Origin of the sequence: Clostridium ihumii AP5, assembly GCF_000612845.1 — a bacterium.
GTDB lineage: Bacteria > Bacillota > Clostridia > Clostridiales > Clostridiaceae > Clostridium_J > Clostridium_J ihumii.
The window spans coordinates 114,069-133,081 of sequence record NZ_CCAT010000065.1; the positions used below are offsets into that span (position 1 = coordinate 114,069).

At 24.6% G+C, this 19,013-nt stretch carries 23 protein-coding genes; 3 read left to right on the top strand and 20 right to left on the bottom strand.

Annotated features, from left to right (window positions below):
* Positions 1-99: 99 nt before the first annotated feature.
* Genes BN346_RS13780 through BN346_RS13825 form a run of 10 tightly spaced genes read right to left on the bottom strand, consistent with a single transcriptional unit; the run spans position 100 to position 6,655 of the window.
* Positions 100-606, bottom strand: a complete 507-nt coding sequence (locus tag BN346_RS13780; protein WP_040329364.1) for a shikimate kinase — start codon at positions 604-606, stop codon at positions 100-102.
* A gap of 12 nt (positions 607-618) precedes the next feature.
* On the bottom strand, positions 619-999 hold the full coding sequence (locus BN346_RS13785; RefSeq protein WP_040329366.1) for a hypothetical protein: 381 nt from the start codon (positions 997-999) through the stop codon (positions 619-621).
* Positions 993-1,427 carry a hypothetical protein gene (locus BN346_RS13790; RefSeq protein WP_040329367.1) on the bottom strand — a complete coding sequence of 145 codons (435 nt, stop codon included), beginning with the start codon at positions 1,425-1,427 and terminating at the stop codon, positions 993-995. Before BN346_RS13790 ends, BN346_RS13785 begins: the two co-directional genes overlap by 7 nt.
* A gap of 16 nt (positions 1,428-1,443) precedes the next feature.
* The gene (locus BN346_RS13795; protein WP_040329369.1) at positions 1,444-2,151 is read right to left on the bottom strand and encodes a hypothetical protein; all 708 of its coding nucleotides are present in this window, start codon (positions 2,149-2,151) and stop codon (positions 1,444-1,446) included.
* Between the two features lie 36 nt (positions 2,152-2,187).
* Entirely contained in the window at positions 2,188-2,580 is a 393-nt protein-coding gene (locus tag BN346_RS13800; protein WP_040329370.1) for a hypothetical protein, read from the bottom strand.
* Positions 2,556-3,071, bottom strand: coding sequence for a hypothetical protein (locus BN346_RS13805; RefSeq protein ID WP_148361107.1), 516 nt, complete (start codon positions 3,069-3,071; stop codon positions 2,556-2,558). Before BN346_RS13805 ends, BN346_RS13800 begins: the two co-directional genes overlap by 25 nt.
* A complete protein-coding gene (locus BN346_RS13810; RefSeq protein WP_040329373.1) occupies positions 3,049-3,489 on the bottom strand; it encodes a hypothetical protein in 441 nt (146 codons plus the stop codon). The genes BN346_RS13805 and BN346_RS13810 overlap by 23 nt, the downstream gene beginning before the upstream one ends.
* On the bottom strand, positions 3,470-3,916 hold the full coding sequence (locus tag BN346_RS13815) for a hypothetical protein (RefSeq protein WP_040329374.1): 447 nt from the start codon (positions 3,914-3,916) through the stop codon (positions 3,470-3,472). The genes BN346_RS13810 and BN346_RS13815 overlap by 20 nt, the downstream gene beginning before the upstream one ends.
* A 32-nt stretch (positions 3,917-3,948) precedes the next feature.
* On the bottom strand, positions 3,949-5,148 hold the full coding sequence (locus tag BN346_RS13820) for a type II secretion system F family protein (RefSeq protein ID WP_040329376.1): 1,200 nt from the start codon (positions 5,146-5,148) through the stop codon (positions 3,949-3,951).
* 4 nt (positions 5,149-5,152) lie between these two features.
* A complete protein-coding gene (locus BN346_RS13825; RefSeq protein WP_051540421.1) occupies positions 5,153-6,655 on the bottom strand; it encodes a GspE/PulE family protein in 1,503 nt (500 codons plus the stop codon).
* A gap of 351 nt (positions 6,656-7,006) precedes the next feature.
* On the opposite strand from BN346_RS13825, the gene BN346_RS13830 reads away from it, so the two are divergent.
* Together BN346_RS13830 and BN346_RS13835 are read left to right on the top strand one after the other, a co-directional pair.
* Complete coding sequence (locus tag BN346_RS13830) at positions 7,007-7,285, top strand: autorepressor SdpR family transcription factor (protein WP_040329378.1); 279 nt, start codon at positions 7,007-7,009, stop codon at positions 7,283-7,285.
* Positions 7,282-7,920: an SdpI family protein gene (locus BN346_RS13835; protein WP_040329379.1), complete on the top strand. Its 639-nt coding sequence runs from the start codon at positions 7,282-7,284 to the stop codon at positions 7,918-7,920. Before BN346_RS13830 ends, BN346_RS13835 begins: the two co-directional genes overlap by 4 nt.
* 180 nt (positions 7,921-8,100) lie before the next feature.
* Here the strand turns inward: BN346_RS13835 and dapF are convergent, their stop codons facing one another.
* A complete protein-coding gene (gene dapF, locus BN346_RS13840) occupies positions 8,101-8,922 on the bottom strand; it encodes a diaminopimelate epimerase (protein WP_040329380.1) in 822 nt (273 codons plus the stop codon).
* Positions 8,923-9,309: 387 nt separating this feature from the next.
* On the opposite strand from dapF, the gene BN346_RS13845 reads away from it, so the two are divergent.
* A complete protein-coding gene (locus BN346_RS13845; protein ID WP_040329381.1) occupies positions 9,310-11,058 on the top strand; it encodes an Rqc2 family fibronectin-binding protein in 1,749 nt (582 codons plus the stop codon).
* 28 nt (positions 11,059-11,086) lie between these two features.
* Here BN346_RS13845 and BN346_RS13850 read toward each other — a convergent pair whose 3' ends face one another.
* The 9 genes from BN346_RS13850 to aroB all read right to left on the bottom strand — a co-directional run bounded on the left by BN346_RS13850 (position 11,087) and on the right by aroB (position 18,840).
* On the bottom strand, positions 11,087-12,202 hold the full coding sequence (locus tag BN346_RS13850; protein ID WP_040329383.1) for a THUMP domain-containing class I SAM-dependent RNA methyltransferase: 1,116 nt from the start codon (positions 12,200-12,202) through the stop codon (positions 11,087-11,089).
* A 28-nt stretch (positions 12,203-12,230) separates the two neighbouring features.
* Complete coding sequence (gene pyrR, locus BN346_RS13855; RefSeq protein ID WP_040329384.1) at positions 12,231-12,767, bottom strand: bifunctional pyr operon transcriptional regulator/uracil phosphoribosyltransferase PyrR; 537 nt, start codon at positions 12,765-12,767, stop codon at positions 12,231-12,233.
* Positions 12,768-12,788: 21 nt separating this feature from the next.
* Positions 12,789-13,706 (bottom strand): RluA family pseudouridine synthase, encoded by a 918-nt coding sequence (locus BN346_RS13860; protein WP_040329385.1) that lies wholly within the window; start codon positions 13,704-13,706, stop codon positions 12,789-12,791.
* Positions 13,706-14,158, bottom strand: a complete 453-nt coding sequence (lspA, locus tag BN346_RS13865; RefSeq protein WP_040329386.1) for a signal peptidase II — start codon at positions 14,156-14,158, stop codon at positions 13,706-13,708. Before lspA ends, BN346_RS13860 begins: the two co-directional genes overlap by 1 nt.
* A 79-nt stretch (positions 14,159-14,237) precedes the next feature.
* A complete protein-coding gene (locus tag BN346_RS13870) occupies positions 14,238-14,849 on the bottom strand; it encodes a TraR/DksA C4-type zinc finger protein (protein ID WP_040329388.1) in 612 nt (203 codons plus the stop codon).
* Positions 14,850-14,933: 84 nt separating this feature from the next.
* Positions 14,934-16,247: a 3-phosphoshikimate 1-carboxyvinyltransferase gene (gene aroA, locus BN346_RS13875; protein WP_040329390.1), complete on the bottom strand. Its 1,314-nt coding sequence runs from the start codon at positions 16,245-16,247 to the stop codon at positions 14,934-14,936.
* Positions 16,248-16,256: 9 nt separating this feature from the next.
* Complete coding sequence (aroF, locus tag BN346_RS13880; RefSeq protein WP_040329392.1) at positions 16,257-17,048, bottom strand: 3-deoxy-7-phosphoheptulonate synthase; 792 nt, start codon at positions 17,046-17,048, stop codon at positions 16,257-16,259.
* Between the two features lie 10 nt (positions 17,049-17,058).
* Positions 17,059-17,751 (bottom strand): 5'-methylthioadenosine/adenosylhomocysteine nucleosidase, encoded by a 693-nt coding sequence (locus BN346_RS13885; protein WP_040329393.1) that lies wholly within the window; start codon positions 17,749-17,751, stop codon positions 17,059-17,061.
* A complete protein-coding gene (gene aroB, locus BN346_RS13890; RefSeq protein WP_040329394.1) occupies positions 17,752-18,840 on the bottom strand; it encodes a 3-dehydroquinate synthase in 1,089 nt (362 codons plus the stop codon).
* Between the last annotated feature and the right edge of the window lie 173 nt (positions 18,841-19,013).

Consider the following 19,013-nt stretch of genomic DNA (forward strand, 5'->3'; position numbering starts at 1 on the left):
TTATTGCAATAAAAAAATCTAACAATAGTATTTTATCAAAAATAGTCACCCTTTGCAATTGTAAACATTGAATAAAATTCCAATAAATTTATTCACATTTTATTTGTTTAATTTTTCAATCATATTAATAATATTATCCAAATTTTCTTCTAAGTTATTGCCTAGATCAATTATTATATCTGCACTTTCATATACCTTAACTCTAGAATTATATATTTTTTTTACTTTATCTTTATAATTCCCTTTTATTAAAGGTCTATTCTCCACATTTTTTGCTCTTTTTAGTAATATTTCTAAAGGCACTCTTAAATATACTACAATACCTATATTTTTTAATTTATCTATATTTCTATTATATATAGGCATTCCACCACCAGTGCTTATAATACTATTATCAACATATTTAATTTTTTCTATAACACCTGATTCTAAATCTCTAAAAAATTTTTCTCCTTTAACTTTAAAGATTTCATTTATAGTAATTTTATTTTCTTCTTCTATAAGCTTATCTGTATCTATAAAGTTACAATTTAATTTCTTACTTATTTCATAAGCTAAAGTTGTTTTTCCACTTAAACTCATTCCTATTAAAATTATATTTCTCATATTTTTTCCTTACTATTTATTTTTTATAAACTCTATATTAAATGTTACATCCTTCATATTCTTTATATTTATGTTATCTATAGATATAACTTCATCAAAACCTATCAAATATTCTAATATAGATAAAAGTTCATCATATTGACCATTGAATGAAATAGTATAAATACATCTATCATTTTCCACCTCTATATTATCTATATTTAAATTTTCATAAGAATATAATATCTCTAGAGCATCTACAAAACCATATGTTTTTTCTATCGTATTTGTCACTGTAACACTTTCATCTTTTAATTTCACATAATTATCTACATATAATTTTACATTAAATACACTAATAAGTAAAAAAAATATAATAATTATTTTTAAAACTATAGTATTATTTTTTAGCATAATATCACCTTTATTAATTTTTTATCATTTTCTTCAATGATTGGAGATATAGAACTTATTTTATATATTTTTTCTAATCTTCTAATAATGTCTAAACATTCTTTTTTATTTTCTACTCTTATTAACATTTCTACACTATCTTTATTTACTAATATGTTTTCTATGTTTAATCTTTCTGGTTGAAACTTATTATTAAATTTTTTCAGCATATCTGTAGTACTTGTATCTTTTGTTATTTTATTTTCTGCATTTACATTAGTGGCTTGACTTAATTTTTTATTATATTTATCTGCCTCTAAATTTTTTACACCTAAAAATGAATTTATGAAAATTAATAATACTACATATATAATTAATTTCTTTTTATAAGTTTGATTAATCTCATATTTTTTCTTTTTAGAAATCATTACAAAAGACTTTTCTATCATCTTTTTCACCCTTTTGTTATATAATATATTTTAAAAATGTATTCATATCTATATTTAAAAGTTGTGTTGCATTTAACTCCTTTAATTTTTCTTTAAAGTTTTCTAAATTTGAATAGTATATATTTTTATATTTTATATTACAATCCAAAAAATTATCTATTTCCATTTCTATATGATTTTCATTATATTTTTTAGTTTGTATAACCTTATTAAAGATTAATTTATTTTTATATACTTTCAAAAAATATATATAATCTCTATATTGTATAATTAACATATACGTTTCTTTTAAAATCATTTTTGAATAGTAATTAATTATATTATTTTGAGTAAAATCTATTTTAATTAAATTTCCATTCTTTACAGTATTGATTTGCAATGATCTTATACTACTTTCGTGTGCACAGTACAAAACAATTTTAAAGCAATTTGTTTTTTCTTCTAGCACATCATAATTATAAATTATATCTTCTCCGTATCTTATCAATACTTCATTTTGGATTACATCTCTTAAATATTTTTTCTTCACTTTAGGTACTTTTATTATTTTTATAAAAAGTTCTTGCCCTTCTATGTTTAAGATTATTTTTTTATTTTTCAAATACAGCTCTTCAATTTCTTCATTACTTTTATATTCTCTTTTAAATTTTACTTTATTAAATAATTTTTTATTATATTCTAATCCCTTAATATTTTTATTATCACCATATATGAAGATTCCCATTTTTACTCCTTTCAATTATTTTAGCAATAATTTTTTTCAATTTTCAAAGTAAATTTTTCCGCCTTCTTTTATAACGTTATAATTGTAAATTTTAATTCTTTTAAATTTATTTAAAAACTTAACTGTTACCTTTTTACTATCCTTTGAGTAAATACCTGTGCTATTGTTGAATTCAACCATAAAATCTTCATCTTCTTCATCACTTGTATTTTTTAACTTATTATATAATTTACTTAATATAATTTCCTTTGTCTCTTCTTCCTCTTTTTGTGTAATTAAGTACTTATTATTAGATTTAAAATATTCTAATACAGTTTGATTTTTTCCAACCATGTATGTACTTAAAATCATTATTATAGCCGTTAATATAATAACCGATATCATTACATATCCGTTTTTATATTCTAACTTTTTTCTAATGAATACCACCTCTCATACTTTATTCCTTCATTGCTTTCTATTTCTACCCAAAACAAATCACCAACTTTTTTTGTTTTAAAATTTTTTATGTTTCTTATTATATAGTTTTTATAAGTTGTATCTTCTGGAGTATTCCATCCTTCTTTGTTTAAAACAAATAAATTATTATCTATTTGTTTTATAAGCTTAGTAATTTTATATTTGCTTTTGACCCCATTTTTATCCTTTTCTTCTATTTCTTTATGTATAATTATATTATTGTCTATTATTTCTATTTTAATAACATTTTCCATGGTTTCATGTTCAATGAAATGTAAACACTCTTCTATGTCTACCATATTTCTTTTATATTTAATTTTTTCATAAAATAATTTATCACAAAGTTTAAATGTACTAATTAGTATTGTAAGTATAATTATTCCTAATGATATCCCAATTAAACTCTCTAATAAAATATATCCCTTATTTCTTTGCATCCTATATTTTTCTTTTCTTTTCATACAATCCTTTATAAAATGTACAACTTTCAACTATCTCACCTTTTGAAATTCCATTTATTTTTACTTTTACATAATCATCTTCTTTTTTTAAATTTATTTGTAAAATTGAATTTTCCTTGTCATACTTAGATGCTATTTTTAAAATTCCACCTTCTGAATAGTTGTTTAAATCACGTTCATTTAAATATATCTTCTTATCTAATAACGACTCTATCTCTTGAAATTCTGTATTATATATTATAATTTTTTCTGACTTTTGAATGTATTTACATATATCATTTTTAGTTTTAATTTTATTTTCAATATTTCTATTAACAATTATAGTTTGTAGAATTAACGTTATTAAAATAAGGACTATACTCATAGCAACTACTGCTTCTATAATTATATATCCTCGCTTATTTTTTAAGATTGACATAACTTGTACCTACCATTATAGATATTTCCTTTTCCTTTCCTTTTTCATCTTGCAACAATATTGTTGTTGATTTGGTTATGTATCCTGTCTTATCTATTATTATATTTTTAAAGCTACTCTCATTTATTTTTATTCCCTCTTTTAACTTAAAGTCTTTAATAATTTTTGTATTGCTTATAAAATAAATATTTTGGATATTTTTATTATTGTCATATTGTAATTCAAGTCTTGTCTCACAATTATTATTTCTACTATAGCTTCTGGCTACATTTAAAATGTCAATTAATTCATTTGCTGAATACTCTAAATCTAATTTGCTTTTATATATTTTTAGTGCCTTATATGAAAGTAGCGATATTGTAACTATTATTAATATTATTGATAACTCTACAACTTTCTCCATAAGAATTGCACCATGTTTTTTCAAACTTATCACGCCTTTTATTTACTTTTTTAAATTTATAAAGCCATAAACTCAATCATATTTAACATAGGTATTAACATAGCAACTATCATTGTGGTTATCAATATTCCTACTATTACTATTATTGTTGGTTGCGTTATTTCTGTAACTTTAACTAAAAAACTTTCCATATCCTCTGTTAAAATATCTTTTAAAGTATTGAAGCTTTCATTTAATCTTCCACCTTCTTCTCCTATGGCTACAACTTCAATAAAAAATTTTTCAAATATTTCTGTAGATTTAAGTGAATTTGAAAGTGTTTCCCCTGTTATTAATTTATTTAATCCTTCATATAAAATTTTTTTTATATATTTATTGCTTATTGTACTTGTTGTAATATCATAACTTTCAACTAAATTAATTCCACTGTTTAGAAGCATAGACATACTACTGCTAAATTCTTGTCTAATTTTTTTTATAAGTATCTTTCTTAATAAAGGAATTTTAAATTTAAATCTAGTTATGTTTTCTCTTAATTTTTTATTTGTTTTCAGCATTAAAACTAATGCTACTATTATGAATATTTGTACTAAACTTTTAAATTTATTTACGGATATATATTCACTAGTATTCAAATAAAATTTTGTAATGCTTGGTAATTGAGTTAAATCAATATTGAATTGATTTATAAATTTAGGAAGTATCGTGGTCATAAATACAATTTGTATACTTATTCCAACTATAAGTACAAATGCTGGATAAATAAATGATGTAAAAAACTTTTTCCTTAATCTAGATTTTTGTAGATAATAGCTTTCCATATTATTAAATATGTTTTTTAAATTTCCGCTATCTTCTCCTATCTTAATCATGTTTATTAAATTATTTGGATATATATTTCTATGTTTCATCATAGCTCTATATAAACTTTCACCTTTTCCCATATCTTCTTTAATTATTTTCAAACTTTTTCTTATAGGTTTATTATTAATTCTAGATATTATTAAATCTAGACCTTCAATAAAACTTAGCTTAGTTTCTAATGCTATACACATATATTTGCAAAACATAGCAATATCTTTATATGAAACAATATTTACACTTCTTCTTGAAAAAATCTTATTGACTTTTGAATACTTTATGCATAGTAATTTTTTTCTTTTTAATAATCTTAAAAGTTCTAAATTATTTTCTGCATACTCATATCCTTTTTTGATACTTCCATTTCTATTTACAGCCAAATATTTATACTCCATAAAATTATCCTCTCTTTGACATATAGTTTAATTTTAAGTTACCTATATATTGCTCATAAGTTGTTTCACCCTTTAAAACTAATTTTTTTAGTTTTTCCTTTAATGAATTTCCTTTGTCATTAAAACTATATTTTCTTAATTCATTTATATCATCATAATTCATAATTATATTTTTATGACTGTCTTGTATTAGAACTAACTCATAAACCATAACTCTTCCATCATATCCTGTATAATTGCACTTATCACATCCCACTGCTGAAAATAACATTTCTTCATTTTCTATTTCTAAGTCTTTAACTTCCTCTTTAGTAGCCATATATGTTTTTTTGCAATTATTACATAATTTTTTAACTAATCTTTGAGATATAACAAGCCCAACAGAATCTACTACTAAATACTTTGGTACATTCATATCAATTAATCTTATTATTGATGATGATGTATCATTGCAATGCATAGTAGACAAAATTAAATGCCCTGTTAAGGATGCAGTTATTGCAATTTGTGCAGCTTCTTCATCAATAATTTCTCCAACCATAATTACATCTGGGTCTTGCCTAAGAATATTTCTTAAACTTTTACTAAATGTTAAACCTATATTAGGATTTATATTAACTTGATTTACTTTTTCTATTTCATATTCTATAGGATTCTCAACGGTAACTATATTTTTTCTATCTCTATCCATTTCTAGAATCATAGAATATAATGTGGTAGTTTTTCCACTGCCAGTAGGCCCTGTAAGTAGTATCATACCACTATTAGCCTTTAATACTTTTCGTATTGTTTTTACATCTTCATTTTCAAAGCCTATATTTTCTAGAGAGTACTTCATATTATTTTTATAAAGTATTCTTATTACAAATTTCTCACCATATATTATTGGCAGTGATGATATTCTAAGATCAAATTCTTCGCCATTAAATTTAAATCTTATCTTACCATCTTGTGGATTATTTTTTATACTTATATCCATAGATGCAAGTATTTTTATTCTATAAATTATATTTTCATAAATCTCTATTGGAAATTCCTCAATTTTTATAAGATCACCATTTATTCTTATTCTTACTAATACACTATTTTTAAATGGTTCTATATGTATGTCACTTGCATTTTTCGTTATTGCTTCTTTAATTATGGAATTTAATATAAAAACTGCTGGTGAATCATCCTTTTTCGTATGTATATCTATAAAGTTCATATTACTTTTTTCTATTTGCTTTTTACTTTTTAATTTAGTTATATTTTTCTTTAAACTTTCCTTATTGTAATAGAATTTTATTAAATTTAATATGCTAATTTCATCTAGAAAATTCTCCCTTACATTTCTGGATGTTATAAATTCTATTTCTTCTATAATTTCTTTACTTAATTTACTAGAAACAAATAAATATATATTACTTTCATCCATTTTATAAGGAATTAAATTGTACCTTAATGCTAAATCTTTTGATATTACATTTATCCCACAATTTTCAATATCAAACTTTTGAAAGTTCATTTATATCACCTCTACTTATTTATAATAATTGCCATTTTTTCAAATTTTATATGGATTTATTTCAAATTGAAGTTAATTTTATGTTAACTTTTTAGTATCTATAATTTCAATTAAATTAAATTTGTCTATTATAGGTGTAACATATATTGTATAATGTAAATATAATAGAGTTTTTTTAGTAAATTTAATAGTTTAAAAATGTAATTATTTTTCTTTAAATTAAGAATTTAAATTTTAAGGTTTAACCTATTGTATTTTAATTTAAAATAGATGTTAAAACTTAATATGTATTTTTTCTTAATATGACATTTTGAAATTTTAAAGATAGTCTCTTAATAAGGAGGAATTTTTTTGTTTAATGATGTATTTAAAGCATTGTCAGATCCAACTAGAAGAAAAATTTTAGATCTTTTAAAATCTGAAGATATGACTGCAGGTGACATTGCTAATTACTTCGATATATCAAAACCTAGTATTTCTCATCACCTTTCTATTTTAAAGCAAGCAGATTTAGTTCACGATGAGAGAAAAGGTCAATTCATTTATTATTCATTAAATACTTCTGTGTTTGAAGATTTAATGAATTGGTTTATAAACTTAACAATGAAAGAGGAAGGTACTAAAAAATGAAGAAGAAAGACATGTTATCTTTTGGCTTAATTTTAGTTACATTTATTTTCTGTGTAGCGATTTATAATAAATTGCCAGATTCTATACCTATACATTGGAATGTTAATGGTGATATAGACAATTATGGAAGTAGACCATTTATCTTTTTAGGTCCTATCTTATCTTTACTATCTTTCTTAGGACTTAAATTTTTACCTAAAATTGATCCTAGAAGTAAAAATTATATAAAATATGAAAAGCAATATGATGTTATAGTATTTTTCTTAGTTCTATTCTTATGTTTACTCAGTTTTGTAACTATTTTTGCATCATTAGGATATGATATACCTGTTGACAAAATAATTCCATTAATTGTAGGTATGCTATTTATTATTCTAGGAAATTATTTACCTAAATGTAAAAGCACATTTTTCTTTGGTATAAGAACACCTTGGACACTTAGTAATGATGATGTATGGAGAAAAACTCATAGATTAAGTGGTAAATTATATGTAATATCAGGACTTATAATTATGATAGCACCTTTTATATTTTCAGGTAATGTTTTGCTTGGTTTTATTATTTTTGCAATTTTACTTTGTTCACTTGTACCTTGTGTTATGAGTTATATATTTTTTTATAAAAGTAAAAATTAGCAATAATAATACCTAACACTATTACTAAATCCATTAATTGCAGGTTTAAACATATGTTATATATAGACCTTAATTTTAAAATTTAAATATGATAACAAATGATAAAAGAGAAAGTTCAGTAATTTTAGTTATTGAACCTTCTCTTTTATTATTTTATTTCAACTTAACCGTATCTTATAATTATACTTCAACATTCCCCTCAAATACATTTTCTGCAGGTCCAGTCATCATAACTCCACATTCTTTAATTTCTATAAAAAGCTCTCCTCCTGGTATAGTAACCTTACAAGCTTTATCTATAAATCCTAATTTATTGGATATTACAACTGATGCACAACTTCCTGTTCCACATGCTAATGTTGGTCCAGCACCTCTTTCCCATGTTTTTACACTTATATTGTTTCTATCAATAATTTCACAAAAGTTAACATTTGTTCCTTCTTTAAATATTTCATATTTTTCTATTTCTTTTCCTTCATTTATATCATACTCATCAAGGTTTCCAATTATAACTGTATGTGGAACCCCCATAAGTAAAGTATTTATTTTATAACTTTTGTTATTAGCTGTTATATCATAATTTATTATCTCTGTGTTTAATGTACATTTAAAATCTATAGAATTAAAAGATGGCATTCCCATATTAATTTTAACTCCTGTTATTTCTTTGTCATTATTAAAAATTAATTCTGCCCCTTTTATCCCATCACCTGTTTTTATAGTCATATTTTCTTTTGTTACATAACCATTTTCATAAGCAAACTTTGCAAAACATCTAATTCCATTTCCACACATAGAAGCATAAGAACCATCTGCATTTATTATTATCATTTCAACATCTGCTTCTTTACACTTTCTTAGAACTAAAATTCCATCTGCACCTATTCCAAATCTTCTATCACAAAGTTTTTTCGCTAAACTATTTAAATCAGTACATTTATTTTCTATATCCTCTAAAACAACAAAATCATTTCCTGCACCCTGCATCTTTATAAATTTCATATATCTTCCTCCACTCTATAGGGTTCTAATCTCAAATTTAAAATAGTATCTTTATCAAATGACAATTCCAGATTTGCCTTTTATATCCATTACAACATTTGGAACCAATTAATAATGATGGTGTCGCTACAATATTATATTTGCACTTCAAATAAAATAATCATAATACTTATACATAAAAAGTTCCTTTTGGAGAATAAATTCTCAATTGAAACATGAATAACTTAAAGTTTTATTTTCTTCTATACACATTATTATAGTTTGTATCTTTTATTTTTTCTACTATATTTGTTTATGTTTATATTAATGTTATACTATAATAAATTGGCATTGTGTGGTTTAGTACTATAATCACACTTTAAAATTCCATAGGAAAGGATGATTCACATGGCATTAGATGGAATTTACTTATATAGTTTAATTAATGAATTAAAAGATGAATTAATAGATGCTAGAGTAGAAAAAGTAAATCAACCTGAAAAAGATGAAATAATATTAACCCTAAAGAAAAATAGAAAAAGCCAAAAACTTTTAATCAGTGCTAGCTCTAATTACTCTAGAATTCATTTAACAAATACAAATAAAGAAAACCCTTTAAAAGCACCTATGTTTTGTATGGTTTTAAGAAAATATTTAAACACTGCAACATTAAAAGATATAAAACAAGTGCAAAGTGATAGATTAGTTATTTTAGAATTTGAAAGTACTGATGAGCTAGGATTTAATAGTGAATACTCTCTTATTGTAGAAATTATGGGACGTCATAGTAATATTTCTCTTGTAAGAAAACGTGACAATTTAGTTATGGACAGTATAAAACATATTACCCCAGACATAAATACTTATAGAGTTTTATACTCAGGTGTTCCATATAAATTTCCACCTGAATCACTAAAACTAAATACATTTTCTTTTAACAAAGAAGCTTTCACTAAAAAAGTAATGGATGTTTATAGTAAAAAAGAATTAGACAATAAATTTTTTTCAAATATATTTACCGGTATAAGCTCTAACTTTTCAAAAGAGTTATTATTTAGATTACAAAGTAATAATATAGACTTTTCTTTAAATAACTTAGATGGACTTTATGACTTTATTATAAAAACTTTTAATACTATAAAAGATGTTAACTTTAACTATGTTTCTTATAGTAAAAATAGTATTTTAAAAGATTTCTATTGTACAGATTTACATTCTCTTAAAAATGAAAATTTTGAACTAAAAGAATTTAATTCACCTTCTGTTCTTATTGAATCATTTTATTTTGAAAAAGATAAAAGTGATCGTCTAAATAATAGAAGTCATGATCTTCAAAGAATTGTACACACTAATATAGATAGGGTAAATAAAAAAGTATCTATACTTGAAAAAACTCTAGATGATTGTAAAGAAAAACAAAAATTGAATCTTTATGGTGAACTTTTAACTGCAAATATTTACTCAATAAAAAAAGGTGATAAGTCTGTAAAAGTTTTAAATTATTATAGTGAAAATGAAGAATATATTGACATTCCTATAAATGAAAATAAAACGCCTTCTGAAAATGTTCAAATTTACTTTAAAAAGTATAATAAACTAAAAAAATCTGAAGAAAATGCATTAATACAAATTAAGATTGCTAAAGAAGAACTTTCTTACTTAGAGTCAGTTATGGCAAATATACTTAACGTTGACAACTATCATGAAATTGAAGATATAAAATCTGAACTTGTTGAAACAGGCTATATAGCATTTAAAAAATCTTCTAAAAATACGAAAAAGAATAAGCCATCTAAACCAATGCATTTTCTATCTAGTGATAATATAGATATTTATGTTGGTAAAAATAATATTCAAAATGATTACTTAACTTTGAAGTTTGCATCTAAAAATGATATATGGCTTCATACTAAAAATATTCCTGGTTCTCATGTAATTATAAAATGTAATGGAGAAGTCAGTGATTCTACTTTATTAGAAGCTGCTAATTTAGCTGGTTATTATAGTAAAGGTAAAACTTCTTCAAATATTCCTGTAGATTATACTGAAGTAAAAAATGTAAAGAAACCTTCTGGTGCTAAACCTGGAATGGTAATTTATTATACTAATAAAACTATATATGTTACACCTAAAGTTCCTGAAATTGAACAAAAATAAGAAGTATGATTAACATACTTCTTATTTTTTATATATTATATTGATAATAATAACATTGCAACCTACCATTATATAATTTTCTATTTTTATCAGCTTTTCTACCAAAGCATCTTTGAAAATCCTCAAATGATGTAAGCACATAACATGACCAGTCATCTAATTTATGATAAACTGAAGAAAACTCTTTATAAAGTGTTCTTACTTCATTTTCATCCAATAATCTTTCACCATATGGTGGATTAGTTATTATCATTCCTCTTTTTTTCTTGGAACTTATACTTTGCATTGGAAGTTTTTGAAATTTAACTACATCATCAACTCCTGCTTTTCTTGCATTATCCATAGCTGTTCTCAATACTCTTCCATCTATATCTGATGCTAAAATTTCAACTTCTTTCTTATTGTGTTGTGATCTTTTAGCACCTTCCCTTACCTGTTCCCAAATATCACTTGGGAAAGTAGGCCATGTTTCACTTTCAAAACGTCTATTAACTCCTGGTGCTATATTTTTAGCTATCATAGCAGCTTCTATTGCAATAGTTCCTGAACCACAAAATGGATCTAGCAATAATCTACTTCCGTCATATTTTGATATTAAAACCATAGCTGCTGCTAAAGTTTCTTTTAGTGGTGCATGACCAGCATTTTCTCTATAACCTCTTTTATGTAATCCTACACCTGAAGTATCTATTGATAGTGTAACAATATCTTTAAGAATTGCAACCTCTATCTTATACACTGGACCATCTTCAGTAAACCAATCTGTGTTATATGTCTTTTTCATACTTTCTACTACTGCTTTTTTTACTATACTTTGACAATCTGGAACACTATGTAATAATGATTTTACTGATTTTCCTATAACATGCATCTTTCCATCTTTAGGTATTAAACTTCCCCAATCTACAGCTAATGTTCCTTGAAATAATTCTTCGAAACTTGTAGCTTTAAATTCAGCCATTTTTATAAAAACTCTTTCTGCAGTTCTAAGATGAATATTACAAATTGCTATGTCCATCTCATCACCTTCAAATGTTACTTTACCATTTTCAACTTTTAAATCTTCATATCCTAAATCTTTTAATTCTCTAGCTGTAATCGCTTCTAATCCAAAAGTCGTAGTGGCAATTATATCATACATCATATATTTTTTTATCTCCAATTCTTTTTGTTTAATTTTCTACTATATTTACTGAATCTTCTCCATCTATTTCTTTAAGATTAACAGATATTATTTCTTTTTTAGATGTTGGAATATTTTTTCCTACATAATCTGCCCTTATTGGTAATTCTCTATGTCCTCTATCTATTAATACTGCTAATTGTATCATTTCTGGTCTTCCAGCATCTATAATGGCATCTAATGCAGCTCTTGCAGTTCTACCTGTATATAATACATCATCTACTAATATTATTTTTTTATTTTCTATTTCTATATCAATATGTTTAGTGTTAACTTTAGGTTCACTTGATATTTCACTTAAATCATCTCTGTATAAAGTAACATCCAACATTCCAACTGGTACTTTTTTTCCTTCAAATTTTTCTATTAATTCTGCTACTCTATTAGCTAGAGGTACTCCTCTTGTTTTTATTCCAACTAATACTATATTTTCTACACCTTTATTTTTTTCTATTATTTCATGAGAAATTCTCGTTAATGTTCTTTTTATAGCGGTATCATCTAAAAGTATTGATTTTACTTCCAATTTTTTCTCCTCCTTCAATATTTATGAATCTGTATTTCTTAAATTATTTAATAAATCTTCAAAATAAATTGGTAGCTTAGATGAAAATTCAACATATTCTTTTGTAGTTGGGTGTATAAAACCTAAATCCTTAGCATGCAATACTTGACCTTGCAATTTAAATTTTTGTTTTTTAAATCCGTAAATCTCATCTCCTACTAAAGGATGTCCAATGTGAGCCATATGAACTCTAATTTGATGAGTCCTACCTGTTTCCAAATTACACTTAACTAAAGTATAATGATTAAATTTTTCTATTACTTCATAATGTGTTACTGCTCTTTTTCCATCCTTAACCACTGCCATTTTTATTCTGTCTACTGGATGTCTCCCTATTGGTGCATCTATACTTCCTGTATCGCTTTTTAATTTACCTTCTACTAATGCATAATAAGTCCTTGTTATACTATGATCTTTAAATTGCTTTGCAAGTTCATTATGAGAATTGTCATTTTTAGCTATAACAAGTATTCCTGATGTATCTTTGTCTATCCTATGTACTATACCTGGTCTTAAAACTCCATTTATACCTGATAAATCATTACAATGATACATAAGTGCATTTACTAATGTTCCTGTATAATTTCCTGGTGCTGGATGAACAACCATATCCTTGTCTTTATTTACTATAATCACATCATTATCTTCATAAACTATGTCTATTGGTATGTTTTCTTTTTCTACTTTTAGCTCTATTGGTTCTGGAATTTCTATTTCAATTTCATCATTCAATTTTAATTTATAGTTGCTCTTTTTTACTTTTCCATTTACAGTTACATTTTTTTCATCTATTAATCCTTGAACATAAGATCTCGATTTTCCTTCTATATTATCTGTTATAAATAAATCTAATCTTTTATCTATATTTTTTTCATCTACTACTAAAATCATTTTTTCCATTAAATTTCGTCCTTTATTATACAATATATTATAGCTATAGTTCCTAAAGTTACACATATATCAGCTACATTAAATGTTGGAAAATAGTATACATCTTGATAATGTACTGAAATAAAATCTACAACATATTTATATACAACTCTATCATAAAAATTTCCTAATGCTCCTGCTATTATCATAGAAAATGCTATTCTTGTAAGTTTAAATTTAGGTTTATGCTTTATTAAGTAATATAAAATCCCACCAACTACTATAGTAGTAACTATAACTAGTAACCAAATTTTATTTTGCATAATTCCAAAAGCTGCTCCACGATTTTCTAAGTATTCAAAAGCAAAAAAATCTTTAATTATTGTTATTCCTTCATTTCCTTTAAGGCTTTTTAACGCTAAAAGTTTTGTTATTCTGTCTGCAAAAAAACCTATAAATATAATTATTATTTCTAATCCCATTTTAGGTTCCCCCTAACTTTTAATAAAATAATAAATATAGTTTCCTATATTTATTATTTTATTTCAATTATTTTCTATTTTAATATGGTAATTGATTTTTATACTGTTCATTACTTATAGAATCTATTGGATCTACATAATAATTGTCATCGTAATAAAATTCATCATATACTTCATCTATGTCTGTAAATCCAGCAATATTTTCAAATCCATTATTGAATTTATATACGTTATGATCTGGAATTTTATATGCATAGTATGATGGCTGTTCACTTTGTCTTAAAGCTTCAAGCCTGTTTAGGCTATGCTCTTCTACTTCAATTACATTGTTTATTTCATTTTGACATTCTATGCAATTTTCAGCATATGGCATAAATTCCAATCTCATATTAGATATTTTTTTACCACATTTATCACATAATCCATAAGTTCCATTTTCGATTTTCTTTAATGAATTGTCTATTTTATTTAATATAGTTTTTTCATTTTGACTTAATGAAATATCTATTGTTGTGTCTAATAAGTCACCAGCACTGTCACCTGTGTGATCATCATAAACAGATAATTCATTTGCCATTTGTACATTAGTGTTAACTTCACTTTTAGGATTTCTCTCTTCTATAACTTTTTCAATTTTACTTTTCTCATTTAACAGTCTAGTTTTAAAATAATTAAGTTTAGCATTATCCATTTCACTCACTCCTTAGAAAGATTATGAACTTTACTTTTCTTAATTATTGTTTGTTTTTAATTAAAATTTATTACACTGTCTTTTTTACATTTCTTCTATATTTATAATAGACTTAAAATATTTTAGTGAATTTGGAAATGATATATTAGTACATTCATAATTTTTAATTAATGTATTTCCTTTGTTTTTAATAGCTAATACTAAAGAAGCTAACGCTATTCTATGATCATTATAAGAATCAAATTTTACATCACTTTCAATATCTTGATTATTGCCTATTACTTTAAAATTATAATCATTATCTAGTGAAGTTTTTATATTTGCTTTAGCTAAATTAATTTCCATTGCATTTATTCTATTGCTTTCTTTGTATTTAAGTTCTTCAACATTTTCAAAAATTGTTTCTCCATTTGCAAATGCTGCTGCAACACTTAATATAGGAATTTCATCAATTATGCTAGCTATCTCACTATGTTCTATTGTAATTCCACTTAGATTACTACTAAAAGCAACTATGTCTCCTATAGGCTCTTCATTTCTAAAGCCTTTTTCTATTATCTCTATATTTGCACCCATATTTTTAAGAATTTCTACATATTTAAGTCTTCCTTTATTTAATAATACATCCTTTATTAAAATACTTGAATCTTTAGATATTATTGTTGCAACTATTAGAAAAGCTGCAGTAGATGGATCACCAGGTACATATATATCTTTAGATATAAGCTTTGAATTACTTATAGTTATCTTATTCTCATTAACCTTTATGTTACTACCTAAGTATTTAAACATTTTTTCTGTATGATTTCTAGTTTTATTTTTTTCTATAACTATAGTTTTATCCTTTGAAAAAAATCCTGCTATTAATATAGCTGATTTTACTTGTGCTGAATCAACTGGCATTTCATACTTTATACCATTAATGCCATTATTGTTATTAATTTTTATTGGCAAATAGCCATTGCTACATTCAAATTTTGCTCCCATTGATATAAGTGGATTCAAAACCCTATTCATAGGTCTTTTACTTAAGGAATCATCTCCAGTTATAACTGTATTTACATTTGTACCAGATAACAATCCTAAAATTAACCTTGCTGTAGTTCCAGAATTGTTGGCATTTATTTCCAATATATTTCTATTAAAATTTTCATATCCCGGCGAAAAAACATTTAAGACTTTCTTATCTTCTTCTAAAATTTCTTTTACATCTACACCTAATTTTTTAATTGTATCTAAAGTTGTATTACAATCTTCACTAAATGAAAAATTATATATTTTATATTTACCCTTAGGAATAGCACCTATAATAAGAGATCTATGTCCTATTGATTTATCACCTGGTATTGATGTTTCTATATTAAAAGTTTTATTACCACCTTTTATATGTAAATCCATAAAAATCTCCTATATTATATCCTGTAATTTTTTAACCTTTTCAATTATACCTTTAACAGTATCTATATTTACAGTTTGTTTTGCATCAGAAATTGCTTTATCAGGATTTATATGACTCTCTATTAAAAGGCCATCACCACCAGCAACTATTCCGGCTAATGCCATTGTACTTACAAGTTCTCTTCTTCCAGTACCATGACTTGGATCTACTATTATTGGCAATCTATATTTATCTTTAATTGCAGCAACACTATTTAAATCTAATGTATTTCTTGTATATGTTTCAAAAGTTCTAATTCCTCTTTCACATAATATAACATTGCTATTTCCACTACTCATAATATATTCAGCTGCATTTAACCACTCACTTATAGTTGCACTCATTCCTCTTTTTAAAAGTATAGGCACATCATAATTTCCAAGTTCCTTTAACAACGTATAATTATACATATTTCTAGACCCTATTTGAATCATGTCTATATATTTAAGACATGGCTCAATATCTCTAGCATCCATAATTTCAGTAACTACTGGCATATTAAATTCTCTACCTACTTCACTTAGAATTTTTACGCCATCAAATTTCAAACCTTGAAAATCATATGGAGATGTACGCGGTTTAAAAGCTCCACCTCTTAAAATATCTACACCTATATTTTTTAAGTTTTCTCCAATTTCCATCATAGTGTCATAATCTTCAACAGAACAAGGACCAGATATTACAACCTTATTTTCTCCACCAATAACTGCATTTTTTACTTTAACAGTTATATTTTCTCCAGAGTTTTTCTCTACTATCATTAAATATCACCTACATTGACTTTAGCATATATCTTAAAATATTATTTGAATTTTTTACTGCTATATCCTTAAATTTTTCATAATCTATATGTGCTCCATTATTTGCATTATCTGATATAGATCTTATAACCACAAATGGAACATGATTTAAATAAGCCGCATGTGCTATACTTGCACCTTCCATTTCACAAGCTAATGCATTAAATTTAGTGTTAAGCCATTTTATTTTTTCTACATCATTAATAAATTGATCACCTGATACTATTCTACCTACACAATGATTTACTTCTTTTAACTGTTCACAAGCTTTTGTGCAAAGACTTACTAACTCTTTATCACATTTAAAGTCATAAACATCTAATCTTGGTATTTGTCCTATTTCATCTCCAAAAGCAGAAACATCCATATCATGTTGAACTAAATCTGATGCTATAACTATATCTCCTGGATATATATTCATTCCTGTTCCACCAGCTATTCCAACATTTATAACTGCATCTACATTATAATCATCTACTAAAATTTGAGTACATATAGCTGCATTTACTTTTCCTATACCACTAGTAACTATTACAACTTCTTTTTCGTAAATTCTACCTTTATGGAACTCCATCATAGCCTTAGTATTTTTACTTTCAAGAATCATTTCATCCTTTAATCCTTGTACTTCTTCACTCATTGCTCCTATTATTCCTATTATCATTTATAAATTCCTCCCTATACTTTCATTTATTGCTTTTTCTATTTCATCTTCTGTAATATCTACTTTTGTTTGACAATTTTCAATATCCTCTAGAAGTGTAAATTTAATTTTATTATTTTCAATTTTTTTATCATGCTTTATAGTTTTCAAAAACTTATCTTTATCAACTATATCATAATTTATTTTCATACCCAACTTTGAGTACATTTTCTTTATTTCTTTATATATATTAGAATCTATAAAAAACTTCATTTCTGAAAGCTTTATAGCTGCAAGTGTACCAAGTGACACAGCTTCTCCATGTGATACTTCGTAATTTGAATCTATTTCGATTGCATGACCTATTGTATGTCCAAAATTTAATATATTTCTATATCCTAGGTCATTATAATCACTCTCTACTACGTCTGCCTTTATTTTTATACATTCTTTAACTATATAGATTAATTTATCATTTTCAAGTTCTAATATTGCTTTCATATTAGTTTTTATATATTTAAAAAGATTAGCATCTTTTATGATGCAATATTTCATTACTTCTCCCATTCCATTTATAAATTCCCTTTTACTTAAAGTTTTTAAAAATGAAACAGATATAAATACAAAACTAGGGTCATAGAAAGTTCCTATAAGGTTTTTTACATTATTAAAATTATATGCAACTTTACCACCAACAGAGCTATCTACTTGTGAAATAAGGGTTGTAGGTACAGATACATACTTTAATCCTCTCATATATGTTGCTGCTACATAACCAGTAATATCGCCTACTATCCCACCACCAAAAGCTACTAATAAATCCTTTCTATCACATTCATTTTGCAATAAAAATTCATATATTTTAGATATAGTATTATAACTCTTGTTTTCTTCTCCATGTTGCATTATGAAAATATTATAGTTTAAATTTTTCATTAGTTTCTTAATCTTTTCTTCGTATATTGAATAAACATTATCATCTGTTATTATAAATATTTTACCATTTTTCCTTACTTTATTTTCTTCAAATGCTAAAAATATTTTATTTATATCATTATCCATATATACTTTATATACTTTATTATTACTATTTACAGAGATTTCCTTCATAACTTTCTCCTTTAAATTATAATATCTACATTATATTATACATAAATAATCTCTTTAAATAAATCTTTATTGAGACTTTATATTATTGTTATCTAAAATCAATAAAATTCTACATTGAAAAATGTTCCATATAATTCAAAAAGACTTTCAAAGTAAATTTACCTTAAAAGTCT